This is a genomic window from Stenotrophomonas sp. TWI602, from assembly GCF_039674045.1.
In the GTDB taxonomy this organism is placed as follows: Bacteria; Pseudomonadota; Gammaproteobacteria; order Xanthomonadales; family Xanthomonadaceae; genus Stenotrophomonas.
Genome location: NZ_JBDJMT010000011.1, coordinates 91,174 through 116,416, shown reverse-complemented (window position 1 = coordinate 116,416; position 25,243 = coordinate 91,174). Strand labels below are relative to the sequence as shown.

Sequence of the window (25,243 nt, the reverse complement as noted above, 5' to 3'; positions counted from 1 at the left end):
TGCGCCCCACCGGGTGGGGGGGGGTCCCTGGGGGTCCCCCCCCCCCACCCGCATTGAAACATCGCCGATCACGGGGGGAGCCGTTATATTGGCCGCCATGAAGAACCGGGCTCCGGGCGCAGTGCGTCCGCTCAAGTATGTGTCGACGCTGCTGCTGGCCCTGGCCAGCAGTTCCGCCATGGCCCTGGGCCTGGGCGATATCCGGGTGCTGTCCAAACCGGGCCAACCCCTGCTGGCCGAAATCCCGGTCATTTCCGCCGATCCGTCCGAGCTGGAAAACCTCCGCGTTGCACTGGCCTCGCCGGCGACCTTCGCCCGGGTCGGGCTGGAACCGCCGTCCGGACTGGTCAGCGAACTGCAGTTTGAGTTGACCCGCAATGCGCAGGGCCGCGCTGTGGTGCGCGTCAGCAGTCATGCGCCCGTGGCGACGCCCTCGTTGAATTTCCTGATCGAAGCCGATTGGGGGCAGGGCCGTCTGGTCCGCGAATACTCCGCCCTGGTGGATGCGCCCAACAGCGCCGCCGCCGTGGCCGAGCCGGAGATCGTGGCTCCGGCAGGCGCGATGTCCAATGCCATCATCCGCGAGCCCGAACCGCAGGCGGCGCCGGTCGCCGCCACGCCGCCGCGCCGTACGGAACCGGCGACCACGCCGCGCCCGGTCGCGCCACGCGCAGCATCGGCCGCACCCGTCGCCGCCGATGGCAGCGTCACCGTGCAGCGTGGCCAGACCCTCTCGCAGATCGCCGGTTCGCTGGCGCGCGAGCAGGGCGTCAACCGCGACCAGGCGATGATCGCGCTGCTGCGGGCCAATCCCGAGGCCTTCATCCGTGGCAACGTGAACCTGCTCAAGCAGGGCGCGGTGCTGCGTACGCCGGGCGCCGAGGGCCTGGCCGGGATCGATGCCCAGCAGGCCGCGGCGATCGTGCGCGAGCACACCGCGCAGTGGCGGCAGTCGCGCGCGGCGATCCCGCAGCCGGCCGACAGCGGGGTGGCCGCCGTGCCGTCTCCTGCACCGGCCGCACCGACCGCTGCTGGCCAGGGCGCACGCCTGGAAATCGCGCCGGCCGTCGCCGCCGCCGGCACCACCGCAGGCACAACCACCGGCACCGCTGCCGGCACCGAGGGCGACATGCTGGCTAACGAACAACTGCGACAGGCCAAGGAAGACGTCGCCACGCGCGATGCCGAGATCCAGGAACTGCGCGAACGCGTGGCCGAGCTGGAGAAGCTCAAGGCCCAGCAGCAGTCCCTGATCACGTTGAAGGACAACGAACTGGCCGCTGCGCAACAGGGCCTGGAGCAGGCACCCGGCCCGCGTGACAGCGCCGGCGGTGGCTGGTACTGGCTGGGCCTGGTCGTGCTGCTGCTGGTAGTCGGGGGATGGGTGCTGGTACGCCGCCGCAAGCCGTCGCCGCTGCCGCCGCTGTCGCGCGATGGGCTCGATGGCATGGCATTGGCTGCTGCCGTCCCCGCGGCCGACGATGTGGACGAACTGGCAGCGCAGCAGGAGGACGTGCAGCGCGTGCCTGACGAAGAGGCCGTTGCAGAGGCCGACGTCTACGCCGGGCTGCGCCGCGAGCCGGTCTTCCCGCTCGCGCCTTCCGCGCACGACGCCGATCCGCGTGATCCCCTCGATGATCCTCGCTGGAGCGACACCGCGACCGACGAGGCACCCGTGTTGCCGGAGGTCGAGGCGACGGCGGCGTCTGCGTACAGTATCGAGGCCGATGCGCAGCACGTGAACGTGGATGAGGCGCTGTTCCGCGCGCCGGCCCCGCTGATCGAGCCGCCGGCCCATGCGCTGGAAGCCGCCGCGCAGCCTTCGTTCCGGGGCGTGTTCGAATTCCCCGATGAAACAGCGACGGCCGAACGTCCGGCAGACGAAGACGATCACACCCTCGGTGCCGACGTTGCGCCGGTGATGGCCACCCATGACGACACCACCGAGGGTGCAGACCCGGTCGCCGACAACGCGCCGGTCGCGCCGATCGGCAGCCCCGGTCGTGATCGACTGGAACTGGCCATCGCCTACCTGGACCTCGGCGATGCCGAGACCGCGCGGACGCTGCTGCACGAAGTGGCCGTCGGCGCCGACCCGCACAGCCAGGCCGAGGCGCGCGAACTGCTGGCGCGACTGGGATGAGCGACGCCCGCCCGCTGGCCGCCCGTGAGCGCCGCCTGGACTATGTCGAGTTCGCCTCGCGCGATCCCGCAGCCAGTCGCCACTTCTTCGAGCAGGTGTTCGGCTGGTCGTTCGTGGATTACGGCCCGGACTACACCGCCTTCGACGATGGCCGTTTCCAGGGCGGCTTCTTCCGCGCTGAGCCGCAGACGGCGGCGGGTGCGGGCGCGCCATTGCTGGTGATCTACGCCGATGATCTGCAGCCCATGCTCGAGGCCGTGCTGGCCCAGGGCGGGCAGATCATCAAGCCGGTGTTCGCCTTCCCCGGCGGCAGCCGGTTCCAGTTCCTGGAGCCCGGCGGCAACGAGCTGGCCGTGTGGTCCGAGCGCGACGCCGTCTGATGCAATACCGGCGCCTGCGCCGGCCCCCCAAAACATAGAGGTTCACCATGCGCTACGCACTGGGCGTGGAATACGACGGCAGCGAATTCAAGGGCTGGCAGCAGTTGGGCGAGAGTGGCTGCCCGAGCGTGCAGGCCAGCCTGCAGGTCGCGCTGTCCTCGGTGGCCAATGCGCCGATCCAGGTGGTGTGTGCCGGGCGCACCGATGCCGGCGTGCACGGCGAATGCCAGGTCGTGCATTTCGATACGGAGGTCGTGCGCGATCCGCGCAGCTGGATGCTGGGCACCACCACCCGCCTGCCGCGCTCCATCGCTGTGCGCTGGTGCGTACCGGTGGCCGACGAGTTCCACGCACGTTTCGCCGCGCGCGCGCGCCGCTACCGCTATCGTCTGCTCAACCGCCAGGTCCGCCCGGCGCTGTACCGGCAGACCCTGAGCTGGGAGCGCCGGCCGCTGGATGCCGAACGGATGCATGCGGCCGGGCAGGCCCTGCTGGGCGAGAACGACTTCAGCGCCTTCCGCAGCGTGCAGTGCGAGGCCCTGCATGCGCGCCGGCACATGCAATCGCTCTCGGTGACCCGTCAGGGCGAGGTGGTGGAGGTCGCCGTTCAGGCCAATGCATTCCTTCATCACATGGTGCGCAATATCGTCGGTTCATTGATCCTGGTCGGTTGTGGTGAGCAGCCGGTCGCGTGGATGGGGCAACTGCTGGCCGGGCGCGACCGCACCGTGGCCGGCCCGACCGCTCCGCCGCAGGGATTGGTCTTCGTTGGTCCCCTGTACCCCGACAACTGGCAGCTGCCTGCCGAGGTCACCTTATGAGCCGCTCCTTCTACCGCACCCGTATCAAGTTCTGCGGCATGACCCGTGCCGGCGATGTACGCCTGGCCGGCGAGCTCGGCGTGGACGCCGTCGGTTTCATCTTCGCCCGCGAGAGCAAGCGCCGGGTCGCCCCGGCCGAGGCGCGCGCGATGCGCCAGGCGATCGCACCGATGGTGGACGTGGTGGCCCTGTTCCGCGACAACACCAAGGAAGAGGTGCGCGAAGTGCTGCGCACCGTGCGGCCGACCCTGCTGCAGTTCCACGGTGACGAAGACGAATCGTTCTGCCGCAGCTTCAACATGCCGTACCTGAAGGCCGTGGCGATGGGGGGCAAGGACGAGGTCAACGCCCGCCAGCTGCAACTGCGTTATCCCAGCGCGGCCGGCTTCCTGTTCGACAGTCATGCCCCCGGTGGCGGCGGTGGCACCGGCGTCGCCTTCGACTGGACGCGCCTGCCCACCGGCCTGCACCGGCCGTTCCTGCTGGCCGGCGGGATCACCCCGGACAACGTGTTCGACGCGATCGTGGCCACGCTGCCGTGGGGTGTGGATGTGTCCAGTGGCATCGAATCCGAACCGGGCATCAAGGACGGCTACAAGATGCGCAAGTTCGTCGAAGAAGTGCGTCGCGCCGATTGCCACGAGGCGGATTGATCCGCCCGCCCAACGTGTAGGCCACGACCGTTGGTCGTGGCGGCGTCATCCCGCCAGCTGCTCCTGCAGCCACCCGGCCAGCGCATCCACCCGTGGGTCCGCCGCGCCCTCCGGCGTGGCCAGTACCCAGAACCCCCCGGTCGCGCCGAATCCCCACGGTGCCAGCAACCGACCTGCGACCAATTCATCGGCCACGAGCGGCTCCGGCGCGATCGCCACGCCCAGTCCGGCAACCGCCGCCTCCAGCAGGTAATACAGATGCTCGAAGCCGCTGCCCAGCTGCAGCTGTGCCGGCGCCAGCCCATGCGACAGGGCCCAGGCCGGCCACGCCTGCGGGCGTGAGGTCGTATGCAACAGCGATTCGCCCAACAAGGAGGAGGGCGGCTGATGCGCCAGCCGCGCCGCGGCCGGGTGCTGCGGGCTGACCACCACGCCCACCCGCTCCGGCGCCAGTTCCCGCACCCGCCAGCCGCGCGGCCACGGCGGCTGGGCGAGCAGCAGGACCGCATCCAGGCCCTGCTGTTCGGCGGTGAAGCTCCCGTCCTGCGCGGACCAATGCAGCGGCAGCTGGGGCAGGGCGCTCTGCAGCGCCTGCAGGCGGGGAATCATCCAGCGCGCCAGGATGCTGCCGCTGCAGCCGAGTACCAACGCTTCGGGCCGCTGTTGGCGCTTGAGCGCCACCACCGCCTCGCGGATCTGGTCGAAGGCGCCTTCGCAGGCGGCCTGCAGATCCTCGCCGGCGCGGGTCAGGCGCAGCCCACGCCCTTCGCGCTGGAACAGCACGACACCCAGGTGCTCCTCCAGCAGGCGCAGTTGGCGGCTGATCGCGCCATGGGTGACATGCAGTGCCTCCGCCGCACGGCCAACCCCGCCCAGCCGGGCGGCCGCTTCAAAGCTGCGCAGGGCATTGAGCGGGGGCAACGGTCCGTCGGTCATGTGAGTTTTCCTGACAGGTTGTGGCAGATATTATCGATATTCCTGTCATGACAGGTGCGTTAAATTGGCAGCCTGTCTCCACCGGCTGTCGCGCTATGTCTGCTTCCCCCATCTCCCCCATCGTCGATTTCCACGCCTACCCCGATGCCAACGGCCATTTCGGCCGCTACGGCGGGAGTTTCGTCGCCGAGACCCTGATCGGGCCGTTGCAGGAGCTGGCGGCCGCCTATGACCAAGCGCGTCGCGATCCGGCCTTCATCGCCGCCTACGACAAGGATCTGACCCACTATGTGGGCCGTCCCAGCCCGATCTATCACGCCGAGCGCCTCAGCCAGCAGGTCGGCGGCGCGCAGATCCTGCTCAAGCGCGAGGACCTGAACCACACCGGCGCGCACAAGATCAACAACACCATCGGCCAGGCGCTGCTCGCCGCGCGGATGGGCAAGACGCGCATCATCGCCGAGACCGGCGCCGGCCAGCACGGCGTGGCCAGTGCCACCGTGGCCGCCCGGCTGGGCCTGGAATGCGTGGTCTACATGGGCGCCACCGACATCGAACGGCAGAAGATCAACGTCTACCGCATGAAGCTGCTCGGGGCGACCGTCGTACCGGTGACCTCCGGCTCGGCCACGCTCAAGGACGCGCTCAACGAAGCGATGCGCGACTGGGTCACCAACGTGCGCGACACCTTCTACATCATCGGCACCGTGGCCGGCCCGGACCCGTACCCGCGCATGGTGCGTGACTTCAATGCCATCGTCGGCCGCGAAGCGCGCGCGCAGATGCTGACCGACTACGGCCGCCTGCCCGATGCGATCACCGCCTGCGTTGGCGGTGGCAGCAATGCGATCGGTCTGTTCCATGCCTTCCTCAATGATCGCGACGTGCGCATCGTCGGTGCCGAAGCCGCCGGCGATGGCATCGAGACCGGTCGCCATGCTGCCTCCATCGCGGCCGGCCGCCCGGGCGTGCTGCACGGCAACCGCACCTATGTGATCTGCGACGACGACGGCCAGATCACCGAGACCCATTCGGTCTCGGCCGGCCTGGATTATCCGGGCGTCGGCCCGGAGCACGCGTTCCTGGCCGATGCCGGCCGCGCCGAGTATGTCGGTATCACCGATGACGAAGCGCTGGCTGCATTCCACCAGTTGGCCCACAGCGAAGGCATCCTGGCCGCGCTGGAATCCAGTCATGCAGTGGCCCAGGCGATCAAGATCGCGCGCGAGCTGCCGCGCGACAAGCTGGTGCTGTGCAACCTGTCCGGCCGTGGCGACAAGGACGTACATACCATTGCTGCCCGCGAGGGTCTCGTTCTGTGAATCCGCTGCTGCGCCAGGGAAGTGCGCTGCTGATGGTGGTCGGCCTGACCGGCTGCGCGCCGCCGGATCCGCCGGTGTTGCCGGCCCCTGCCGCGCCTGTGGGCGCGGTGGCGCCGGCGCGGCAGCTGGCGAGCAATGATGATGACATTGCCAACCGCCCCATCGAGGACGCGCCGGAAGCGCCCAGGGCTGTCGATGCGCCTGTTGTGGATGACGCTGCGCCGTCGGTGGTCTCGGTCGCGCTGGATCATGCCGGCGATGTGCTCATCGGGCAGCGCTTCACCGAGCTCGCCGCCGATGGCCCGTGGCATTCGGCCGGCCTGAGCGAAGGCGAGCCCAACGGCGCCTGCGAGTACTACGAACGTGGCAACCTGCCCGAAGGCGTCTCGATGATGGTCGAGGATGACCACGTGCAGCGCTTCGAGCTGGCCCCGATCGAGGAGTCCTACGAGGCCATCACCCAGCCGGGGCCGTTCGGGCTGCGGCTGGGCATGACGTTGGATGACGCGCTCAAGCGCCTGCCGCCCGGCACTACCCGCGCACCGCATGCCTATGACCCGGAAACGGGCGAGTACCTGACCTGGCAGGACCCCGGTTCGGATCTGGCGATCCGGCTGGAGATCTTCGACGGGGTGATATCGAAGCTGTACTGGGGCGCCAGTGGCGCCGTTGAACTGATTGAAGGATGTGCCTGAGATGTCCGTGGACCGTATCGATGCCTGTTTTGCCCGCCTGCGCGATGAGCGCCGCAAGGCGCTGATCCCCTTCATCACCGCCGGTGATCCGGGCCTGGAGGCCACCGTGCCGGTGATGCATGCACTGGCCGCCGCCGGTGCGGACGTGATCGAGCTGGGGGTACCGTTCTCCGACCCGATGGCCGACGGCCCGACCATCCAGCGCAGCTCCGAGCGTGCGCTGGCCCGTGGGGCAGGGCTGCGCTATGTGCTGGAGACCGTCGCCGCGTTCCGCAGGGACGATGCCACTACGCCGGTGGTGCTGATGGGCTATCTCAACCCGATCGAGATCCACGGCACGGCCCGCTTCGCGCAGTCCGCCATCGCCGCGGGCGTGGACGGCATCCTGCTGGTCGATCTGCCGCCGGAAGAAGCGGCTGAAACCCGCGAGATCTTCACCGCGGCCGGCCTGGCACTGATCCTGCTGGCGTCGCCGACGACCGCCGATACCCGTCTGGATACGTTGTCCGCGATGGCCCAGGGCTACCTGTATTACGTGAGCTTCGCCGGCGTGACGGGTGCGTCCGAGCGCCTGGACAGCGGCGCCGCCAGTGCCCGCCTGCGCGACCTGCGCCGCCGCTCCAGCGTGCCGGTGGTGGCCGGCTTCGGGATCAAGGATGCGGCCAGTGCCGCCGCCATGGCCGTGGAGGCCGATGGCGTGGTGGTGGGCAGTGCGCTGGTGGCTGCGCTGGGTGTGGCGCCCGACGCCACGGCCGCGGCGGCAACCGCGCAGGCATTCCTCACGCCGCTGCGACGCGCCCTCGACGCTGCCTGAAGCACGTAAACGTACGTACCAGAATGGTTTGCGTCAGCCCCCCGGCAACCGCCGGGGGGTGCCCGAGCATGGAAACGGTGAGCTAGACTGTCCGCCTTTGCGGCCCCCGGGCCGCCCTGAACGGAAGTAGCATCCCGCATGAGTTGGCTCAGCAAGTTGATGCCGTCTGGCATCCGCACCGACAACGTCCCCAGCAAGAAGCGCAGCGTCCCCGAGGGCCTGTGGGAGAAGTGCAGCAGCTGCGGCAGCGCGCTCTACCGTCCTGAGCTGGAAGAGAACCTGGAAGTCTGCCCCAAGTGTGGCCACCACATGGCCATCCGCGCGCGTGCGCGCCTGGCCGCGCTGTTCGATGCGGACAGCACCACCGAGATCGGTGCGCGCCTGGGGCCGACGGACCTGCTCAAGTTCAAGGACCAGAAGAAGTACAGCGAGCGCATCAAGGCCTCGCAGAAGAACACCGGCGAGTACGACGCACTGATCGCCATGCAGGGCCTGATGAAGGGTCGCCCGCTGGTTGCCTCGGCCTTCGATTTCGCCTTCATGGGCGGCTCGATGGGCTCGGTGGTCGGTGAGCGTTTCTCGCTGGCCGCGGAAAAGGCGCTGGAGATCGGCGCGCCCTACGTGTGCTTCTCCGCCAGTGGCGGCGCGCGCATGCAGGAAGGCCTGTTCTCGCTGATGCAGATGGCCAAGACCTCGGCCGCGCTGGGTCGCCTGCGCGATGCCGGCCTGCCGTACATCTCGGTGCTGACCCATCCGACCACCGGTGGCGTGTCGGCTTCGTTCGCGATGCTGGGCGATATCAACATCGCCGAGCCGCAGGCACTGATCGGCTTCGCCGGCCCGCGCGTGATCGAGCAGACCGTGCGCGAAAAGCTGCCGGAAGGGTTCCAGCGCTCGGAGTTCCTGCTCGAGCACGGTGCGATCGATCAGATCTGCGACCGCCGCGAGATGCGCGACCGCCTGTCGGAGCTCCTGGCCATGCTGGCGCGTCAGCCCGCACCGGCACCGGATGCGGCGGCCTGATGGCGTCGCGCAAGTATTTCGGCACCGATGGCATCCGCGGCAAGGTCGGTGAGGGCGTCATCTCCGCCGATTTCGTACTGCGCCTGGGCAATGCGCTCGGGCGTGCGCTGACCGAGCGCAACGGGCACCGCCCGGTGGTGGTGATCGGCAAAGACACCCGTATCTCCGGCTACATGTTCGAAGCCGCACTGGAAGCCGGGCTGGTCGCCGCCGGCGCCGATGTGCAGCTGCTCGGCCCGATGCCGACGCCGGCGGTGGCCTTCCTCACCCGCACCCTCGGTGCGGATGCGGGCATCGTCATCAGCGCCTCGCACAATCCGCACTACGACAACGGCATCAAGTTCTTCTCCGCCGATGGCGAGAAGCTCGATGACGCCACCGAGCTGGCGCTGGAAGCCGCGCTCGATGCGCCGTTCACCACGGTGGAGTCCGAGCGGCTGGGCAAGGCCATGCGTGCGCGCGATGCGGTCGGTCGCTACATCGAATTCTGCAAGGCCAGCGTGCCGCGCGGGTTCGATCTGCGTGGGCTGAAGATCGTGCTCGACTGCGCGCACGGCGCTACGTATCACGTCGCCCCGCTGCTGTTCCGCGAGATGGGCGCGGAGGTGGTCAGCATCGGCGATGCGCCCAACGGTCTGAACATCAACGATGGCGTCGGCTCGATGCACATCGACAATCTCGCGGCGAAAGTGCGCGAGGTCGGCGCCGATTTCGGTATCGCCTTCGACGGTGATGGCGACCGCGTGCTGATGGCCGACGACCAGGGCAACCCGGTCGATGGTGATGACCTGCTGTTCGTGCTGGCCCAGGCCTGGCAGCGCAGCGGTCGCCTGCATGGCCCGGTGGTCGGTACGCTGATGACCAACTTCGGCCTGGAGCAGGCACTGGAACGGCTGAACATCCCGTTCCAGCGCAGCAACGTCGGCGACCGCTACGTGCATCAGGCCCTGGTCGAAAACAACGGCGTGCTCGGCGGCGAAGCCTCCGGTCACCTGTTGTGCCTGGATCGCGCCACCACCGGTGATGCGATCGTCAGCGCGCTGCAGGTGCTGGAAGTGCTGCGCCGTGACGGGACCTCGCTGCGCCAGGTGCTGTCGGTGCTCAACAAGGTGCCGCAGAAGACCGTCAACGTGCGTCTGCAGGGCGCGGCCAAGGCCACCGTGCAGGCCGAGAGCGTGCAAGCCGCGCTGGCGGCTGCGCAGCAGGCAGTGAAGGGGCGCGGCCGTGCGTTCCTGCGCCCGTCGGGCACCGAGCCGGTGGTGCGCGTCACCGTCGAGGCAGACAGCGCCGAGCTGATGCAGTCCACGCTGGACAGCCTCTCGGCAGCGGTGAAGGCAGCTGCCGCGGCCTGAGCCGTGCAGTGATGCCGGAAACTGAAAACGCCCCGGGAGACCGGGGCGTTTTCGTTGCAGCGCGGTGGCGCGTTACGGCCCCGCCACCATCTTCTTTTTCTTCGCCTTGAAGCGGTTGAACAGGGGGGCGATCAACGGGTGGTAACTGTAGGCGATGCGCTTGCGCAGCCAGCTCGCCGGCCGGTTGCGGATCGCGAACCGGTAGATGTGTCCCGGATCGCCGCCGACCACATTGCGGCCGAACGGATGAGTGGTGTGCAGGTACTTGAAGCCCTGTGCCCGTGCGATCTGCACGTAGTCCTCGTCGAAATCGCCGTACGGCCAGCACAGCGTGTCCGAGACCGCGCCCAACTGCTGCTGCAGTACTTCGCGTGCCACCGAGAGGTCGCCGCTGATGCCCTGCCGCTTGTGCTCGCGGGAGATATCCTGCTTGAGCCAGCGCGTGTGCGTGTGGGTGTGGCAGTGCACCTCGAACGTGCCGGCGGCGATCATCGCGCGCGCTTCGCTCCAGCGCATCATCACCTCGTCCGGACGGTTCTCGCGCAGGATCGCCGCCTCGCAGCCGCGATGGTCCGGCGTTGCGGGCACGGTGGCGCCGGGCTGGCCGGCGTGCGGGCGGACATCGCCTTCGCCCATCCAGCCGGTGACCACGAACACCACGGCGTGCATCCCGTACTTGGCCAGGATCGGGTGCGCGTACACCCAGTTGTCCAGGTAGCCGTCATCGAAAGTGATCACGATCGATTTGGCGGGGGTCGGCTTGCCGGCGAGGAAGTCGGCGTACTGGTCCAGCGTCAGCGAGGTCCAGCCGTTGGCCGCCAGCCAGGCGATCTGGCTTTCGAAGTTCTCCGGCGACACCGTGATCATCCCCGGGGAGGGGGAGACATGGTGGTGCATCAGCACCGGGACGGATCTAGCGTTGGCCATGGCCCAGTTCCTTCAACCACTGGTGGTAATAGTGTTCGGTCGCTTCGGTGTGACCGGTCGGGGTGAAACGGTGGGCGCTGCGCATCCACTCCCAGCCCGCCAGGCCCATCTGCTGGCGGCGGTCGGGCTGCTCGATCAGGGTGCGCAGTGCGTTGGTCAACGCAGTCTGGTCGCCCAGTGGCGCGAGCAGGGCGTTACTGCCTTCCACCACCATCTCCGGCACACCGCCCACGCGCGTGGCGACGATCGGCACGCCGACGTACGCCGCTTCGAGAAACACCGTGCCGGCTGCCTCCTTGTGGGTGGCGAGGGCGAAGATATCGAAACCGGTCATCAGCCGGCAAGCGCCCTGGCGGTAGCCCAGCAAGTGCACCTGGGCGGCGATGCCGAGCTGCTCGCGCAGGGCGATCAGGCGGTCCATCATCGGCTGGCCGTCGCCGACGATCACCAGTTGCACCCGCGCATCGGCGCGGCACAGCGGTGCCATGGCCTGCAGCAGCTCCAGGTGGCCCTTGGGTTCGCGCAGCACCGCGACGCAGCCGACCACGATCTGTTCGTCGTTGAAGCCCAGCTCCGCGCGCACGTCCGCGCGGGTGTCCTGCAGGCACTGCCAGGGATCGCGCTTGGCGATCTGCGACCACTGCGGCGGTACCGCGATCGGCGGGACGATGCCGACGTGCGCGTCCTCGATGCCGCGGCTGACCATCAGCTTCTTCACGAAACTGCTCACCGTCATCACCCGATGGGGCAGGCCGGTGTAGGTCAGCAGCGAGTTGATCGGGCTCATCAGGTGGCGCGAGCGCACCACCAGGGGCGTGCCGCCCAGGCGTGCACCGGCAGCGGCGATCAGACTGTCGCGGCGGCTGGTGGTGTTGACCACGTCGTAGCCTTGGCGGCGCACCAGGCGCGAGACTGACCAGATCCCCCGCAGCATGCGCAGCAGACCGCCCATTTTCAGCGCGTGGACGGTGAAGCCGGCTTCGCGCGCCATCTCGCCCAGGCGGGCGCCGGGCTGGCAGAGCAGGGAGACGTCATGGCCGCGCTCGCGCATGGCCAGCATGTGGCGATAGATGTAGATCTCCTGCCCGCCAAATCCCTTGGCAGCCTCGGTATGGAGAATTTTCAGTGGCACGTTCATCGGTGGACAGTCCATGTGTGGAAAAGCGCCCGCGGCCTGCGCGGGCGGCCATCGTCATTGCCTGCGGGATCGCACCAGCGCATCCCATGCGCTGTGCGGTGCCGTGGGTGGAAGGTCATGCGGGTCCATCGGCCACAGGCTGGGCCCTGCCCGCGCGAGCCAGCGCAACGCCATTGGCGATGAGGAAGAGGGCAGGGCATCCATGAGGCGGACCGGGCGACGCTGGGAGTAAAGGGGGCGGCGCGTGAGCGTCGCCGTTGGCCCGTTCTGGCCGTCTGGGCGCGCGCATTGTATCGGTTTGTATCAATGTATCGGTGGCGGGGTTGGCCCGATCTGGCACAATGTTCAGCCGGGCCACAGCTGGCCCACCGACCACCATGAACAAGCAGGAATCGCTGTGAGCCAGATCCCCACCCTCGACATCACCCGTTTTGACACCGACCGCGACGCGTTCGTGGCCGAGCTGGGTGCGGCCTACCGCGAATGGGGCTTTGCTGGCATCCGCAACCACGGCATTCCGCAGGCCGATATCGACGCGGCGTATGAGGTCTTCAAGGCCTTCTTTGCGCTGCCGGAAGAGACCAAGCGCCAGTACCACGTGCCCGGTAGCGGCGGCGCGCGCGGCTACACCGCCTTCGGCGTGGAGACCGCCAAGGGCTCGCAGCACTTTGATCTGAAAGAGTTCTGGCACATCGGTCGGGAGATCCCGGACGACTCCCCGTACCGTGACGTGATGGCCCCGAACCTGTGGCCGAGCGAGGTCCCGGGCTTCCGCGAGCGTGGCTACGGCATCTACCAGGCCCTGGACAAGCTGGGTTCGCGCGTCCTGTCGGCCCTGGCGCTGCACATTGGCTTGCCGGAGGATTTCTTCGCGGACAAGACCAACAACGGCAACTCCATCCTGCGTCCGATCCATTACCCGCCGATCACCGCCGAGAACATCCCGAACGTGCGCGCCGGTGCCCATGGCGACATCAACTTCATCACGCTGCTGGTCGGCGCCAGCGCGGCCGGCCTGGAAGTCCAGTCGCACGAAGGCAAGTGGGTGCCGTTCACCTCGGACGCGGACACCATCGTGGTCAACATCGGCGACATGCTGCAGCGCCTCACCAACCATGTGTATCCCTCGACGATCCACCGCGTGGTCAATCCCCCGGGTGAGCAGGCGCGCCAGCCGCGTTATTCGGTGCCGTTCTTCCTGCACCCGAATCCGGATTTCCTGATCGACGTGCTGCCGACCTGCATCACCCCGGAAAACCCGAGCCGCTACCCGGAGCCGATCACCGCCCACGGCTTCCTGGAAGAGCGCCTGCGCGAGATCAAGCTGAAGTAAGCGATCCTGCCGAAACAAGAGAGAAGGCCGCCGCGAGGCGGCCTTCTTCATTCGGTGTATTGCCTGCCTCTGGCTGGCTCCAAACATTGCTGCCCTGGTTGCATTCGGCTATTTGCTGCCCCGTGTTGGGCGAGCGCTGCCATGCCCAGCCGGGACGCGCCGTAAACCCGTCCATGGGGGCTCGACGTGCGCCCTCCATGGCGCACGACGGTCCCGGCTGGGCCTGGCAGCGCTCGCCCCGACAGATTGCCTCGCCGGAGAGCAGGGCAGATTCAACGCCGACCCACCGCGTCTTAGCCGTCCCACCCACGCCCGCCCAGTCCGGGCACGTCCACCGGCCCCGTCGCCCTTGCTTTTGACTTGGGGCCGCAACAAAAAATAAATATCCAATTGAAATGTAAGCGTTTTCCCGCCAACGCCATTTCGTTGCATCCGTTATCATGGCCGGCTGATACCCAAAGGAGCCCCCGCCATGCGCCGCAAGATCGTCGCCGGTAACTGGAAGCTGCACGGCAGCCGCCAATTCGCCACCGACCTGGTCAGTGACCTGGTTGCCGACCTCCCACTGCAGGGCGTCGAAGTCGTGGTCCTGCCGCCGCTCCCGTACCTGGGCGAACTGGTCGAAGCCTTCGAAGGGCGCGCCGTCGCCTTTGGCTCCCAGGATGTCAGCAGCAACGAAAAGGGCGCCTACACCGGCGAAGTCTCGGCCACCATGCTGGCCGAAGTCGGTGCCCGTTACGGCCTGGTCGGCCACTCCGAACGCCGCCAGTACCACGCCGAAAGCAGTGAGCTGGTCGCCCGCAAGTTCGCCGCCGCCCTGCATGCCGGCCTGACCCCCATCCTGTGCGTGGGCGAAACCCTCGAGCAGCGTGAGGCCCATCAGACCGAGGCGGTCATCGCCGCCCAGCTCGCCCCGGTGCTGGAGCTGGTCGGCGCCGCCGGCTTCGCCCAGGCCGTGGTCGCCTATGAGCCGGTCTGGGCCATCGGTACCGGCCGGACTGCCTCCAAGGAACAGGCCCAGCAGGTCCACGCGTTCATCCGTGGCGAAGTGGCCAAGCTCGATGCTAGAATTGCGGATTCACTGTCGATCCTCTATGGCGGCAGCGTGAAGCCCGACAACGCCGCGGAACTGTTCGCACAGCCCGATGTCGATGGTGGGCTGGTGGGCGGCGCCTCCCTGGTGGCCGCGGACTTCCTTGCCATCGCTGCCGCGGCGGCGGGGCGCTAATTAGTTACGTTGTCGGCTCAACCGCCGGCACGACATGTCCGAGGACGGATTCGAAATGCTGATGTTGATCCTCAATGTGGTCTACGTGCTGGTCGCAGTGGCCATGATCGCGCTCATCCTGATGCAGCGTGGTTCCGGCGCGGCCGCAGGGTCGGGTTTCGGTGCCGGCGCCTCGGGCACTGTGTTCGGCGCGCGTGGCGCGTCCAACTTCCTGTCCAAGTCGACCAAGTGGCTGGCCGTGGTGTTCTTCGGCATCAGCCTCTTCATGGCCTGGTATGCCAGCCATGGCTCGCGCCCGGCGGCGCAGCAGGATCTGGGTCTGATGTCGGCGCCAGCCGCAACTGCGCCGGCCGCCCCGGCAGGCGAGCTTCCGGCCGTGCCGAAGGCCCCGGAAACCCCGTCGCAGCAGCCTGTTCCGTCGGCCACTGTGCCGGCTCAGGCGGAAACGCCGAAATCTGGTGAAGAAAAGCCTTCGGAAGGCACCCAGACTCGCTGAAGACGGTTATAATATGCGGCGCACTGGAGAACAACCGGTGCGATCGTAAGCCCAGGTGGCGGAATTGGTAGACGCACTACCTTGAGGTGGTAGCGACGAGAGTCGTAGGGGTTCGAGTCCCCTCTTGGGCACCATTTGTTTGTAAGCGGGTTCGTCTGGCGCGCAAAGCGCCAGGTAGCGGTATCCGTCCACTCCCCCATGCCAAAGCGCCTGCAGGCGCAGCGGCAGAGGCAAGAGAGAATCGCTGTGCTGGCCGAATATTTGCCGTCTCTGCTGTTTCTGATCGTTGCCACCGGTATCGGCGTTGCGCTGATGCTGGTTGGCCGATTCCTCGGTCCCCGACGTCCTGATCTTAAAAAGCTCTCGCCGTACGAATGCGGCTTCGAGGCTTTCGAGGACGCGCGCATGAAGTTCGATGTGCGCTACTACCTGATCGCGATTCAGTTCATCGTATTTGATCTGGAAATCATCTTCATCGTGCCGTGGACCCAGGTCTTCATGGAACTGGGCGCACGTTCGCTGGTCACGATGGGCCTCTTCGTAGGCATGCTTTTCCTCGGTTTCATTTACGTCTGGAAGAAGGGAGCGCTGGAATGGGAGTAATTCAGACGCTCGACGGCCTGATGAACAACCCGGTCCCGGAAGGGCGGGTCGATGACATCCTGCGCCCCGAAGGCGACAACCCCCTGCTCGAAAAGGGTTACGTGACCACCAGCGTCGATGCGCTGTTGAATTGGGCGCGTACCGGTTCGATGTGGCCGATGACCTTTGGTCTGGCCTGCTGCGCAGTGGAAATGATGCACGCCGGTGCGGCGCGTCTGGATCTTGACCGTTACGGCGTGGTGTTCCGCCCGTCGCCGCGTCAGTCCGACGTGATGATCGTGGCCGGCACCCTGGTCAACAAGATGGCTCCGGCCCTGCGCAAGGTCTATGACCAGATGCCGGACCCGAAGTGGGTCATCTCGATGGGCAGCTGCGCCAACGGTGGCGGCTATTACCACTACTCCTATGCAGTAGTGCGTGGCTGTGACCGCGTGGTGCCGGTGGACATCTATGTCCCCGGCTGCCCACCTACCGCCGAAGCGCTGGTGTACGGGATCCTGCAGTTGCAGAAGAAGATCTGGCGTACGCAGACCATCGCCCGCTGACATCCCTCCTGACAAGAGCACGCCAAGCCCCCATGGCAGAGCAAGCACATTCCTTCATCGACCGACTTTCCGCACGTTTCGCAGGTGCGCAGGTCTTCGTGGTCGAACCCCGCGGCGAAGTGACGCTGGAAGTGCCCGCCGCTGACTGGCATGCCACCGCTCTGGCGCTGCGCGACGAATTCGGTTTCGAGCAGGCGGTTGACCTGTGCGGCCTGGACTACCTCGGCTATGGCAGCGACGAATGGGATACGGCCGATGTGTCGTCCCAGGGCTTCAGCCGTGGCGTAGAGGGCAAGTCCGTCGGTCGTTTCGCCTGGGGTGAATTCCCCACCCGCGAAACCAGCGATGGCGCCCAGCCGCAGCCGATCCCGCTGCAGCGTTTCGCCGTGGTTACCCAGCTGCGTTCCTACCAGCACAACCTCACGATGCGCATCCGTTGCTTTGCGCCGAACGAGGAGCTGCCGGTGGTCGCCTCGCTGACCAATATCTGGCCGGGCCTGAACTGGTTCGAACGTGAAGCGTTCGATCTGTTCGGCGTGATCTTCGAAGGTCACCCGGACCTGCGCCGGATCCTGACCGACTACGGCTTCGTCGGCCATCCGTTCCGCAAGGATTTCCCGCTGATCGGCAACGTCGAAGTGCGCTACGACGAAGAAAAACAGCGCGTCATCTATGAACCGGTGACCTCGGTCGAACCGCGTGTCGGCGTGCCGCGCGTGATCCGTGACGACGCCCGTTTCCAGACCGCTGCCGGTGAATCCGCGCAGTCGGAGGCAAGCAAGTGAGTGAATTCACCCAGGCCAGCCAGGCCTTTGCGAGCAACCCGGCCGAACTGCGCCAGGAAATCCGCAACTACACGATGAACTTCGGCCCGCAGCATCCGGCCGCGCACGGTGTGCTGCGCCTGATCCTGGAAATGGACGGCGAAACCATCATGCGTGCCGACCCCCACGTGGGCCTGCTGCACCGTGGTACCGAAAAGCTGGCCGAGTCCAAGCCGTTCAACCAGTCGATCGGCTACATGGATCGCCTGGATTACGTGTCGATGATGTGCAACGAGCACGCCTACGTGCGCGCGATCGAGACCCTGATGGGGATCGAGGCGCCGGAGCGTGCGCAATACATCCGCACCATGTTCGACGAAATCACCCGCATCCTGAATCACCTGATGTGGCTGGGGTCCAACGCGCTCGATCTGGGCGCGATGGCGGTCATGCTGTACGCCTTCCGCGAACGCGAAGAGCTGATGGACTGCTATGAAGCGGTCTCCGGCGCGCGCATGCACGCGGCGTACTACCGTCCGGGCGGCGTCTACCGCGACCTGCCGGACCACATGCCCAAGTACAAGGAATCGCGCTGGCACAAGGGCAAGGCCCTGAAGAACCTCAACGCCTCGCGCGAAGGTTCGCTGCTGGATTTCCTGGAGAACTTCACCGTTGAGTTCCCCAAGCGCGTGGACGAATACGAAACCCTGCTGACCGACAACCGTATCTGGAAGCAGCGTACGGTCGGCATCGGCGTGGTCACCCCGGAACTGGCGCATGCCTGGGGCATGACCGGCGTGATGCTGCGCGGCTCGGGCATCGCCTGGGATCTGCGCAAGAAGCAGCCGTATGCCAAGTACGACGCGGTCGAGTTCGACATCCCGCTCGGCAAGGAAGGTGACTGCTACGACCGTTACCTGTGCCGCGTGGCCGAGATGCGCGAATCCAACCGCATCATCAAGCAGTGCGTGACCTGGCTGAAGGCCAACCCGGGTCCGGTCATGGTCAAGAACTTCAAGGTCGCGCCGCCCAGCCGCGAAGACATGAAGGACGACATGGAAGCGCTGATCCATCACTTCAAGCTGTTCAGTGAAGGCTACTGCGTCCCGGCCGGCGAAACCTACGCCGCCGTCGAAGCGCCCAAGGGCGAGTTCGGCTGCTACCTGATGTCCGATGGTGCCAACAAGCCGTTCCGCGTGCATCTGCGCGCGCCGGGCTTCGCCCATCTGTCCTCGATCGACTCGATCGTGCGCGGGCACATGCTCGCCGACGTGGTGGCCATGATCGGCACCTACGATCTGGTGTTCGGCGAGGTGGACCGGTGATCGCATCCGCTTGCACGACGCCTGACACCCGCCGGCTGCTGCCGGCGCTGCAGGTTCTGGTTTTTAACGATTTCGTATTCGCTGAGGTCGGCCGATGAAGGCGACAGGTAATTTCGAGGCGGCGCGTGACGTCGACCCGATGGTGGTCTTGAATGACAAGACCCGTGCGCACATCGATCACTGGCTGGCCAAGTTCCCGCCGGATCGCAAGCGCTCGGCTGTCCTGCAGGGCCTGCACGCCGCACAGGAACAGAATGCAGGCTGGCTGACCGACGAGCTGATCGCCGGCGTCGCCAAGTACCTGGATCTGCCGCCGGTGTGGGCCTACGAGGTCGCCAGCTTCTACTCGATGTTCGAACTGGAGAAGGTCGGCCGCCACAACGTCGCCTTCTGCACGAACATCAGCTGCTGGTTGAACGGTGCCGAAGACCTGGTCGCGCACGCCGAGAAGAAGCTCGGCTGCAAGACCGGACAGTCCACCGCCGACGGCCGCATCTACCTCAAGCGCGAAGAAGAATGCCTGGCCGGTTGCGCCGGTGCGCCGATGATGGTCATCAATGGCCATTACCACGAGCGCCTGACCGTCGAGAAAGTCGACGAGCTGCTGGACGGGTTGGAGTAAGACATGGCACATCATCACGCACCCAGTGGTCCGGTCGGTCCCGCACCGTTGCCGCACCAGGTGGTCTACACCACCCTGCATTACGACACCCCGTGGTCGTATGAAAGCTACCTCAAGACCGGTGGCTACGCTGCCCTGCGCAAGATCCTCGAAGAGAAGATCTCGCCGGAGCAGGTCATCGAGATGGTCAAGCAGTCCAACCTGCGCGGCCGTGGCGGCGCGGGTTTCCCGACCGGCCTGAAGTGGTCCTTCATGCCCAAGGGCACCATGCAGAAGTACATCCTGTGCAACTCGGATGAATCCGAGCCGGGGACCTGCAAGGACCGCGACATCCTGCGTTACAACCCGCATTCGGTCGTGGAAGGCATGGCGATCGCCTGCTACGCCACCGGCTCGACCGTGGGCTACAACTACCTGCGTGGCGAGTTCCACCACGAGCCGTTCGAGAACTTCGAACAGGCCCTGGCCGACGCATACGCGAACGGCTGGCTGGGCAAGGACATCCTCGGCAGCGGCGTGGACATCGACATCTACGGTGCGCTGGGTGCTGGCGCCTACATCTGCGGCGAAGAAACCGCGCTGATGGAATCGCTGGAAGGCAAGAAGGGCCAGCCGCGCTACAAGCCGCCGTTCCCGGCCAACTTCGGCCTGTACGGCAAGCCGTCGACGATCAACAACACCGAGACGTATGCCTCGGTGCCGGCGATCATCCGCAACGGCCCGGAATGGTTCGCAGGCCTGAGCCTGACCAAGAACGGCGGTCCGAAGATCTTCTCGGTCTCCGGTTGCGTGCAGAAGGGCGGCAACTTCGAAGTGCCGCTGGGCACCACCTTTGACGACCTGCTGGAAATGGCCGGTGGTCTGAAGCCGGGCCGCACGCTCAAGGGCGCGGTCCCGGGCGGCGTCTCGATGCCGGTGCTGAAGGCCGAAGAGCTCAAGGGCCTGCAGATGGACTACGACACCCTGCGTGCCCTGGGCACCGGTCTGGGGTCGGGCGCCATCGTGGTGCTCGATGACAGCGTCTGCTGCGTCAAGTTCGCCTGCCGCATCAGCCAGTTCTTCCACAAGGAATCCTGTGGGCAGTGCACCCCGTGCCGTGAAGGCACCGGCTGGATGCACCGTGTGCTGGAGCGCATCGTCGCCGGCAAGGCCACGATGGAAGACCTGCATCAGTTGAGGACGGTGGCCGGCCAGATTGAAGGCCACACCATCTGCGCGTTCGGTGAAGCGGCGGCATGGCCCATCCAGGGCTTCCTGCGCCAGTTCTGGGACGAATTCGAGTACTACATCGTCAACGGTCATTCGATGGTTGACGGCAAGAAGGTGGAGGCAGCCGCCGCATGAGCGCGCAACCCGTAAACCCGAGCGTGCCACCGGATCATGTGACCGTCGAAATCGACGGCCAGTCCCTGGTCGTGCCCAAGGGCTCGATGATCATCCAGGCCGCCGACAAGGCGGGCATTCCGATCCCGCGCTTCTGCTACCACGAGAAGCTGCCGATCGCCGCCAACTGCCGCATGTGCCTGGTCGACGTGGAAAAGTCGCCCAAGCCGGCACCGGCCTGCGCCACGCCCGTCATGGATGGCATGAAGGTCGCCACCCGCAGTGAAAAGGCGCTGAAGTTCCAGCGCTCGGTGATGGAATTCCTGCTGATCAACCATCCGCTGGACTGCCCGATCTGCGATCAGGGCGGCGAGTGCGAGTTGCAGGACGTGTCGCTGGGCTATGGCCGTTCGGTCAGCCGCTTCAACGAGCGCAAGCGCGTGGTGCCCGACGAGGACATCGGTCCGCTGGTCGCCACCGAAATGACCCGCTGCATCCAGTGCACCCGCTGCGTCCGCTTCACCGCCGACGTTGCCGGTACCTACGAGCTGGGTGGCATGTACCGCGGTGAGAACCTGCAGATCGGCACCTACGACGGCAAGCCGTTGACCACCGAGCTGTCCGGCAACGTCGTCGACGTCTGCCCGGTCGGCGCGCTGACCAACAAGGTGTTCCAGTTCCGCGCCCGTCCGTGGGAACTGACCGCGCGCGAGTCGCTGGGTTACCACGACGCGATGGGCTCGAACCTGTTCCTGCACGTGCGCCGCGGCGAAGTGCTGCGCGCCGTGCCGCGCGACAACGAGTCGGTCAACGAATGCTGGCTGTCCGATCGCGACCGCTATTCGCACCAGGGCTTGTACAGCGATGACCGTGCGGTCAAGCCGCTGCGCAAGCTCAATGGCGAGTGGAAGGAAGTGAGCTGGGCTGAAGGCCTGGCCGCTGCCAAGGAAATCTTCGCCGCCCATCAGGGCGATGACCTCGGCGTGCTGGTGCACCCGTCGGCCTCGAACGAGGAGGGCGCACTGCTGGCCCGTCTCGCTGCCGGTCTGGGCACCACCAACATCGACCACCGCATCAACAACCGCGACTTCTCCGACGCCGCCACCGCCGAAGTGTTCGGCCTGCCGCTGGCCGAGATCGAAGGCGCGGACAGCATCGTCGTGCTGGGCAGCAACATCCGCCACGAGCTGCCGCTGCTGCATGCCCGCCTGCGCAAGGCGCAGACCACGCGCAATGCGAAGATCCACGCCGTCAATCCGGTGGACTTCGATTTCGCGTTCAAGCTGGCCAGCAAGCAGATCGTCGCCCCGTCGGCCTTCATCGACGCACTGGGCAACGCCGAGCTGCGTGACGCCGTCAAGGGCGCAAGCAACGCCGTGCTGATCGTCGGTGGGATCGCCGAAAACCACCCGCAGGCTGCCGCGATCCGCGCCGCTGCGCGTGATTTCGCCGCTGCCACCGGTGCCAAGCTGTGCCGTATCCCGCAGGGCGCCAATGCCGTGGGTCTGACCCGCGCCGGCGTGCTGCCGGCCGGCAAGGACGTCAACGCCATGCTGGCCCAGCCGCGCAAGGCCTATGCCATCTACGGCATCGAGCCGGGCCTGGACTTCGCCGACGCCGCCGCTGCCCGCAAGGCACTGGCCGGTGCCCAGGTGGTGGCTTTCAGCCAGTTCGCCTGTGCCTCCACCCGCGACGTCGCCGACGTGATCCTGCCGATCGGCGCGCTGCCGGAAGTGGATGCCACCCTGACCAACCTTGATGGTCGCGAGCAGTCGGCCCGTGCCGGCGGCAAGCTGCCGGGTGAGGCGCGTGAAGGCTGGCGTGTGCTGCGTGCACTGGGCGGCGAACTGTCGCTGGCCGGTTTCGAGTTCACCGATCTGGCCGGCCTGCGCGCCAGCCTGGCACCGGTCAGCGTCACCGTCTCGTCCTCGGCGGCAACGCCGGTGGCAGGTGAGGGCCTGGAAGTGACCTCGACCGCCGCGATCTACCGCACCGATGCGGTGGTCCGTCGCGCCCAGGCACTGCAGTCGCATCCGCTCAACACCGCGCCGCGCATCGTGCTCAACACCGCCGATGCCGCCCGCCTGCAGTTGGCCGAAGGGCAGATGGCCAAGGTCGGCACCGATGCCGGTCGCGCCACCCTGCCGGTGGTGGTCGACGCCCGCGTCGCCGCGGGGTCGGTCTGGATTGAATCGGGCCACGGTGCAACCGCACCGCTGGGTGCCGCACGCGTAACGGTGGTGGCTGCATGAACGAATTGCTGTTGAACGCGGTCGACCCGCTGCACCAGTGGCTGCTGTCACTGGGCGACATCGGCGCGCTGCTCTGGATCATCCTGAAGATCCTGGTGATCGCCATGCCGGTGATCATCTCGGTGGCCTTCTACGTGGTCTGGGAGCGCAAGCTGATCGGCTGGATGCACGTGCGTCATGGCCCGATGTATGTCGGCATGGGCATCTTCCAGGCCTTCGCCGACGTCTTCAAACTGCTGTTCAAGGAAATCATCCAGCCGAGCAGCTCGCACAAGGCGATGTTCATCCTTGCGCCGCTGATCACGCTGGGCCCGGCCTTCGCGGCCTGGTCGGTGATTCCCTTCGACGCCAAGATCGTGCTGTCCAACGCCAACGCCGGCCTGCTGTATCTGCTGGCGATGACCTCGCTGGGCGTGTACGGCATCATCCTGGCAGGTTGGGCCTCCAACTCGAAGTACGCGTTCCTGGGTGCCATGCGCGCCTCGGCGCAGATGATCAGCTACGAAATCGCGATGGGTTTTGCCCTGGTCGGCGTGATGATCGCCTCGGGCAGCCTCAACCTGAGCAACATCGTGATGGCGCAGGCGGGCAACTCCGGTCTGTTCGACTGGTTCCTGCTGCCGCTGTTCCCGTTGTTCATCGTGTACTGGGTGTCCGGCGTCGCCGAAACCAACCGCGCGCCGTTCGACGTGGTGGAAGGTGAATCGGAAATCGTGGCCGGCCACATGGTCGAATACTCCGGTGGTGCCTTCGCGCTGTTCTTCCTGGCCGAATACGCCAACATGATCCTGATCAGCTTCCTGATCTCGATCTTCTTCCTCGGTGGTTGGCTGAGCCCGCTCCAGGGTTGGATCACGGCAGACATCTCGCCGTGGATCGACTGGATCTGGAAGGGCGGCTGGCCGTGGCTGCTGCTGAAGGTCTTCTTCTTCGCCAGCTCCTACATCTGGTTCCGTGCCAGCTTCCCGCGCTTCCGTTACGACCAGATCATGCGTCTGGGCTGGAAGGTCTTCATCCCGCTCACCATCTTCTGGATTGCAGTGACGGCGTTGATGGTGTTTTACGGCGTGATCCAGAAGGGCGTCTAAGCGATGAACCGAATTACTCATTACTTCAAAAGCCTGCTGCTCCTTGAGCTGCTCGGTGGTCTGTGGCTGACCCTGAAGTACGCCTTCAAGCCGAAGTACACGATGATGTACCCGATGGAGAAGTTCCCGCAGTCGCCGCGTTTCCGCGGTCTGCATGCACTTCGCCGCTACCCCAACGGTGAGGAACGCTGCATCGCATGCAAATTGTGCGAAGCGGTGTGCCCGGCGCTGGCGATCACCATCGATTCGGCCAAGCGCGAGGACGGCACCCGCCGTACCACCCGTTACGACATCGATCTGTTCAAGTGCATCTTCTGCGGCTTCTGTGAAGAAAGCTGCCCGGTGGACTCGATCGTCGAGACCCACATTCTCGAGTACCACTTCGAGAACCGTGGCGAGAACATCGTTACCAAGCCGCAGCTGCTGGCCATCGGTGATCGGCTTGAAGCCGAGATCGCCGAGCGTCGCGCCGCCGATGCCGCTTTCCGCTGAGGTCGAATGATGGATTGGGTAAATATCAGTTTCTGGGTCTTCTCCATCGTGGCGGGCATTTCCGCTGCGGCGGTGATCAGCGTGCGCAATCCGGTCTACGCCGTGTTGTGCCTGATCCTGACCTTCTTCTCCGTGGCCTGCATCTGGATCCTGGTCGGGGCCGAGTTCCTCGGTGTCGCGCTGGTGCTGGTCTACGTCGGCGCGGTGATGGTGCTGTTCCTGTTCGTGGTGATGATGCTGGACATCGATCCCTCCAACCTGCGTGAGGGCTGGGTGCGTTACCTGCCGCTCGGCCTGGTGGTGGCGGTGACGATGCTGGTGCAGATGCTGGTGCTGATCGGCGTGAAGGGCAGGGCGGTCAATCCGTTCCCGGCCGACAACGCTGCCGCGCTGGCCGCCGACACCTCCAACATCACCTGGCTGGCCCGCAGCCTGTTCACCGAGTACCTGCTGCCGTTCGAGTTCGCCGCCGTCATCCTGACCGTGGCCGTGGTTGCCGCCGTGATGCTGACCCTGCGTCGCCGCACCGGCCTGAAGACACAGAACCCGTCCGAGCAGACCATGGTCAAGGGCAGCGATCGCCTGCGCATCGTCAAGATGGATGTGGAGAAGCCGGTCGTGCACACCAACATCAAGCCGTCCAGCAACGAGGAGGCGCAGCCATGATCACGCTTGGCCATATTCTGGCGCTGGGTGCGGTGCTGTTCTGCATCAGCCTTGCCGGCATCTTCCTCAACCGCAAGAACATCATCGTGCTGTTGATGTCCATCGAGTTGATGCTGCTGTCGGTCAACATCAATTTCGTCGGGTTCTCGCGTGAGATGGGTGATACGGCCGGACAGCTGTTCGTCTTCTTCATCCTGACCGTGGCCGCGGCCGAGGCCGCCATCGGCCTCGCGATCCTGGTAACCCTGTTCCGTACTCGCCGCACCATCAATGTCGGCGAAGTCGATTCGCTGAAGGGCTGA

Annotated in this window: 26 protein-coding genes and 1 tRNA gene; 24 read left to right on the top strand and 3 right to left on the bottom strand. The window is 66.3% G+C overall.

Translation table 11 applies throughout. The features are described from left to right. Positions 1 to 97 precede the first annotated feature (97 nt). Genes ABE483_RS12270 through ABE483_RS12255 form a run of 4 tightly spaced genes read left to right on the top strand, consistent with a single transcriptional unit; the run spans position 98 to position 3,997 of the window. Positions 98 to 2,143: a FimV/HubP family polar landmark protein gene (locus tag ABE483_RS12270; protein WP_346481770.1), complete on the top strand. Its 2,046-nt coding sequence runs from the start codon at positions 98 to 100 to the stop codon at positions 2,141 to 2,143. Next, positions 2,140 to 2,523 carry a VOC family protein gene (locus tag ABE483_RS12265; RefSeq protein WP_313208951.1) on the top strand — a complete coding sequence of 128 codons (384 nt, stop codon included), beginning with the start codon at positions 2,140 to 2,142 and terminating at the stop codon, positions 2,521 to 2,523. The genes ABE483_RS12270 and ABE483_RS12265 overlap by 4 nt, the downstream gene beginning before the upstream one ends. Before the next feature lie 47 nt (positions 2,524 to 2,570). Further along, positions 2,571 to 3,344, top strand: a complete 774-nt coding sequence (truA, locus tag ABE483_RS12260) for a tRNA pseudouridine(38-40) synthase TruA (RefSeq protein WP_346481769.1) — start codon at positions 2,571 to 2,573, stop codon at positions 3,342 to 3,344. Continuing rightward, the gene (locus tag ABE483_RS12255) at positions 3,341 to 3,997 is read left to right on the top strand and encodes a phosphoribosylanthranilate isomerase (RefSeq protein WP_088433287.1); all 657 of its coding nucleotides are present in this window, start codon (positions 3,341 to 3,343) and stop codon (positions 3,995 to 3,997) included. Before truA ends, ABE483_RS12255 begins: the two co-directional genes overlap by 4 nt. Positions 3,998 to 4,042: 45 nt before the next feature. On the opposite strand, the gene ABE483_RS12250 is transcribed toward ABE483_RS12255, so the two are convergent. Continuing rightward, positions 4,043 to 4,933, bottom strand: a complete 891-nt coding sequence (locus ABE483_RS12250) for a LysR family transcriptional regulator (RefSeq protein WP_346481768.1) — start codon at positions 4,931 to 4,933, stop codon at positions 4,043 to 4,045. 95 nt (positions 4,934 to 5,028) lie between these two features. On the opposite strand from ABE483_RS12250, the gene trpB reads away from it, so the two are divergent. The 5 genes from trpB (at position 5,029) to glmM (ending at position 10,139) form a co-directional block, all read left to right on the top strand. Continuing rightward, complete coding sequence (trpB, locus tag ABE483_RS12245) at positions 5,029 to 6,255, top strand: tryptophan synthase subunit beta (RefSeq protein ID WP_313208954.1); 1,227 nt, start codon at positions 5,029 to 5,031, stop codon at positions 6,253 to 6,255. Continuing rightward, a complete protein-coding gene (locus ABE483_RS12240; protein WP_313208955.1) occupies positions 6,252 to 6,950 on the top strand; it encodes a hypothetical protein in 699 nt (232 codons plus the stop codon). The genes trpB and ABE483_RS12240 overlap by 4 nt, the downstream gene beginning before the upstream one ends. 7 nt (positions 6,951 to 6,957) lie before the next feature. Then, complete coding sequence (gene trpA, locus ABE483_RS12235) at positions 6,958 to 7,764, top strand: tryptophan synthase subunit alpha (RefSeq protein ID WP_346481773.1); 807 nt, start codon at positions 6,958 to 6,960, stop codon at positions 7,762 to 7,764. 138 nt (positions 7,765 to 7,902) lie between these two features. Continuing rightward, on the top strand, positions 7,903 to 8,787 hold the full coding sequence (gene accD / locus ABE483_RS12230; protein WP_070470925.1) for an acetyl-CoA carboxylase, carboxyltransferase subunit beta: 885 nt from the start codon (positions 7,903 to 7,905) through the stop codon (positions 8,785 to 8,787). Continuing rightward, positions 8,787 to 10,139: a phosphoglucosamine mutase gene (glmM, locus tag ABE483_RS12225; RefSeq protein WP_088433292.1), complete on the top strand. Its 1,353-nt coding sequence runs from the start codon at positions 8,787 to 8,789 to the stop codon at positions 10,137 to 10,139. The genes accD and glmM overlap by 1 nt, the downstream gene beginning before the upstream one ends. Positions 10,140 to 10,211: 72 nt before the next feature. Here the strand turns inward: glmM and ABE483_RS12220 are convergent, their stop codons facing one another. After that, the gene (locus ABE483_RS12220; protein ID WP_313218983.1) at positions 10,212 to 11,066 is read right to left on the bottom strand and encodes a polysaccharide deacetylase family protein; all 855 of its coding nucleotides are present in this window, start codon (positions 11,064 to 11,066) and stop codon (positions 10,212 to 10,214) included. Then, the gene (locus ABE483_RS12215; RefSeq protein WP_346481767.1) at positions 11,053 to 12,204 is read right to left on the bottom strand and encodes a glycosyltransferase family 4 protein; all 1,152 of its coding nucleotides are present in this window, start codon (positions 12,202 to 12,204) and stop codon (positions 11,053 to 11,055) included. The genes ABE483_RS12220 and ABE483_RS12215 overlap by 14 nt, the downstream gene beginning before the upstream one ends. A gap of 397 nt (positions 12,205 to 12,601) precedes the next feature. Here ABE483_RS12215 and ABE483_RS12210 point away from each other — a divergent pair, with 397 nt between their 5' ends. The 15 genes from ABE483_RS12210 to nuoK all read left to right on the top strand — a co-directional run bounded on the left by ABE483_RS12210 (position 12,602) and on the right by nuoK (position 25,243). Further along, a complete protein-coding gene (locus ABE483_RS12210) occupies positions 12,602 to 13,537 on the top strand; it encodes a 2-oxoglutarate and iron-dependent oxygenase domain-containing protein (RefSeq protein WP_313208958.1) in 936 nt (311 codons plus the stop codon). A gap of 472 nt (positions 13,538 to 14,009) precedes the next feature. Next, positions 14,010 to 14,765: a triose-phosphate isomerase gene (gene tpiA, locus ABE483_RS12205; protein ID WP_121038430.1), complete on the top strand. Its 756-nt coding sequence runs from the start codon at positions 14,010 to 14,012 to the stop codon at positions 14,763 to 14,765. A gap of 55 nt (positions 14,766 to 14,820) precedes the next feature. Further along, complete coding sequence (secG, locus tag ABE483_RS12200) at positions 14,821 to 15,261, top strand: preprotein translocase subunit SecG (RefSeq protein ID WP_346481772.1); 441 nt, start codon at positions 14,821 to 14,823, stop codon at positions 15,259 to 15,261. Positions 15,262 to 15,310: 49 nt separating this feature from the next. Further along, positions 15,311 to 15,395: transfer RNA gene (locus ABE483_RS12195), tRNA-Leu, on the top strand. A gap of 112 nt (positions 15,396 to 15,507) precedes the next feature. Further along, positions 15,508 to 15,864 carry an NADH-quinone oxidoreductase subunit A gene (locus ABE483_RS12190; protein ID WP_026069699.1) on the top strand — a complete coding sequence of 119 codons (357 nt, stop codon included), beginning with the start codon at positions 15,508 to 15,510 and terminating at the stop codon, positions 15,862 to 15,864. Next, positions 15,855 to 16,409 carry an NADH-quinone oxidoreductase subunit B gene (locus ABE483_RS12185; protein ID WP_019182677.1) on the top strand — a complete coding sequence of 185 codons (555 nt, stop codon included), beginning with the start codon at positions 15,855 to 15,857 and terminating at the stop codon, positions 16,407 to 16,409. The genes ABE483_RS12190 and ABE483_RS12185 overlap by 10 nt, the downstream gene beginning before the upstream one ends. Positions 16,410 to 16,441: 32 nt before the next feature. Further along, entirely contained in the window at positions 16,442 to 17,194 is a 753-nt protein-coding gene (locus tag ABE483_RS12180) for an NADH-quinone oxidoreductase subunit C (RefSeq protein ID WP_313208960.1), read from the top strand. After that, a complete protein-coding gene (locus tag ABE483_RS12175; protein ID WP_313208961.1) occupies positions 17,191 to 18,498 on the top strand; it encodes an NADH-quinone oxidoreductase subunit D in 1,308 nt (435 codons plus the stop codon). Before ABE483_RS12180 ends, ABE483_RS12175 begins: the two co-directional genes overlap by 4 nt. 94 nt (positions 18,499 to 18,592) lie before the next feature. Further along, positions 18,593 to 19,120 (top strand): NADH-quinone oxidoreductase subunit NuoE, encoded by a 528-nt coding sequence (gene nuoE, locus ABE483_RS12170; protein WP_121038421.1) that lies wholly within the window; start codon positions 18,593 to 18,595, stop codon positions 19,118 to 19,120. A 3-nt stretch (positions 19,121 to 19,123) separates the two neighbouring features. Beyond that, positions 19,124 to 20,464 (top strand): NADH-quinone oxidoreductase subunit NuoF, encoded by a 1,341-nt coding sequence (gene nuoF, locus ABE483_RS12165; RefSeq protein WP_346481766.1) that lies wholly within the window; start codon positions 19,124 to 19,126, stop codon positions 20,462 to 20,464. After that, a complete protein-coding gene (gene nuoG, locus ABE483_RS12160; RefSeq protein WP_346481765.1) occupies positions 20,461 to 22,695 on the top strand; it encodes an NADH-quinone oxidoreductase subunit NuoG in 2,235 nt (744 codons plus the stop codon). The genes nuoF and nuoG overlap by 4 nt, the downstream gene beginning before the upstream one ends. Continuing rightward, positions 22,692 to 23,783: an NADH-quinone oxidoreductase subunit NuoH gene (gene nuoH / locus ABE483_RS12155; protein WP_313208965.1), complete on the top strand. Its 1,092-nt coding sequence runs from the start codon at positions 22,692 to 22,694 to the stop codon at positions 23,781 to 23,783. Before nuoG ends, nuoH begins: the two co-directional genes overlap by 4 nt. A gap of 3 nt (positions 23,784 to 23,786) precedes the next feature. Beyond that, the gene (nuoI, locus tag ABE483_RS12150; protein ID WP_121038409.1) at positions 23,787 to 24,275 is read left to right on the top strand and encodes an NADH-quinone oxidoreductase subunit NuoI; all 489 of its coding nucleotides are present in this window, start codon (positions 23,787 to 23,789) and stop codon (positions 24,273 to 24,275) included. Positions 24,276 to 24,284: 9 nt separating this feature from the next. Continuing rightward, entirely contained in the window at positions 24,285 to 24,941 is a 657-nt protein-coding gene (locus ABE483_RS12145; RefSeq protein ID WP_121041162.1) for an NADH-quinone oxidoreductase subunit J, read from the top strand. After that, positions 24,938 to 25,243 (top strand): NADH-quinone oxidoreductase subunit NuoK, encoded by a 306-nt coding sequence (gene nuoK / locus ABE483_RS12140; RefSeq protein ID WP_019182685.1) that lies wholly within the window; start codon positions 24,938 to 24,940, stop codon positions 25,241 to 25,243. Before ABE483_RS12145 ends, nuoK begins: the two co-directional genes overlap by 4 nt.

Excerpts from the sequence above, each read along its gene's own strand:
- ABE483_RS12270 (WP_346481770.1), top strand. The coding sequence starts at position 98 with ATGAAGAACCGGGCTCCGGGCGCAGTGCGTCCGCTCAAGTATGTGTCG.
- ABE483_RS12265 (WP_313208951.1), top strand. The coding sequence starts at position 2,140 with ATGAGCGACGCCCGCCCGCTGGCCGCCCGTGAGCGCCGCCTGGACTAT.
- truA (WP_346481769.1), top strand. The coding sequence starts at position 2,571 with ATGCGCTACGCACTGGGCGTGGAATACGACGGCAGCGAATTCAAGGGC.
- ABE483_RS12255 (WP_088433287.1), top strand. The coding sequence starts at position 3,341 with ATGAGCCGCTCCTTCTACCGCACCCGTATCAAGTTCTGCGGCATGACC.
- ABE483_RS12250 (WP_346481768.1), bottom strand. The coding sequence starts at position 4,933 with ATGACCGACGGACCGTTGCCCCCGCTCAATGCCCTGCGCAGCTTTGAA.
- trpB (WP_313208954.1), top strand. The coding sequence starts at position 5,029 with ATGTCTGCTTCCCCCATCTCCCCCATCGTCGATTTCCACGCCTACCCC.
- accD (WP_070470925.1), top strand. The coding sequence starts at position 7,903 with ATGAGTTGGCTCAGCAAGTTGATGCCGTCTGGCATCCGCACCGACAAC.
- glmM (WP_088433292.1), top strand. The coding sequence starts at position 8,787 with ATGGCGTCGCGCAAGTATTTCGGCACCGATGGCATCCGCGGCAAGGTC.
- ABE483_RS12220 (WP_313218983.1), bottom strand. The coding sequence starts at position 11,066 with ATGGCCAACGCTAGATCCGTCCCGGTGCTGATGCACCACCATGTCTCC.
- ABE483_RS12215 (WP_346481767.1), bottom strand. The coding sequence starts at position 12,204 with ATGAACGTGCCACTGAAAATTCTCCATACCGAGGCTGCCAAGGGATTT.
- tpiA (WP_121038430.1), top strand. The coding sequence starts at position 14,010 with ATGCGCCGCAAGATCGTCGCCGGTAACTGGAAGCTGCACGGCAGCCGC.
- secG (WP_346481772.1), top strand. The coding sequence starts at position 14,821 with ATGCTGATGTTGATCCTCAATGTGGTCTACGTGCTGGTCGCAGTGGCC.
- ABE483_RS12185 (WP_019182677.1), top strand. The coding sequence starts at position 15,855 with ATGGGAGTAATTCAGACGCTCGACGGCCTGATGAACAACCCGGTCCCG.
- ABE483_RS12180 (WP_313208960.1), top strand. The coding sequence starts at position 16,442 with ATGGCAGAGCAAGCACATTCCTTCATCGACCGACTTTCCGCACGTTTC.
- nuoE (WP_121038421.1), top strand. The coding sequence starts at position 18,593 with ATGAAGGCGACAGGTAATTTCGAGGCGGCGCGTGACGTCGACCCGATG.
- nuoF (WP_346481766.1), top strand. The coding sequence starts at position 19,124 with ATGGCACATCATCACGCACCCAGTGGTCCGGTCGGTCCCGCACCGTTG.
- nuoG (WP_346481765.1), top strand. The coding sequence starts at position 20,461 with ATGAGCGCGCAACCCGTAAACCCGAGCGTGCCACCGGATCATGTGACC.
- nuoH (WP_313208965.1), top strand. The coding sequence starts at position 22,692 with ATGAACGAATTGCTGTTGAACGCGGTCGACCCGCTGCACCAGTGGCTG.
- nuoI (WP_121038409.1), top strand. The coding sequence starts at position 23,787 with ATGAACCGAATTACTCATTACTTCAAAAGCCTGCTGCTCCTTGAGCTG.
- ABE483_RS12145 (WP_121041162.1), top strand. The coding sequence starts at position 24,285 with ATGGATTGGGTAAATATCAGTTTCTGGGTCTTCTCCATCGTGGCGGGC.
- nuoK (WP_019182685.1), top strand. The coding sequence starts at position 24,938 with ATGATCACGCTTGGCCATATTCTGGCGCTGGGTGCGGTGCTGTTCTGC.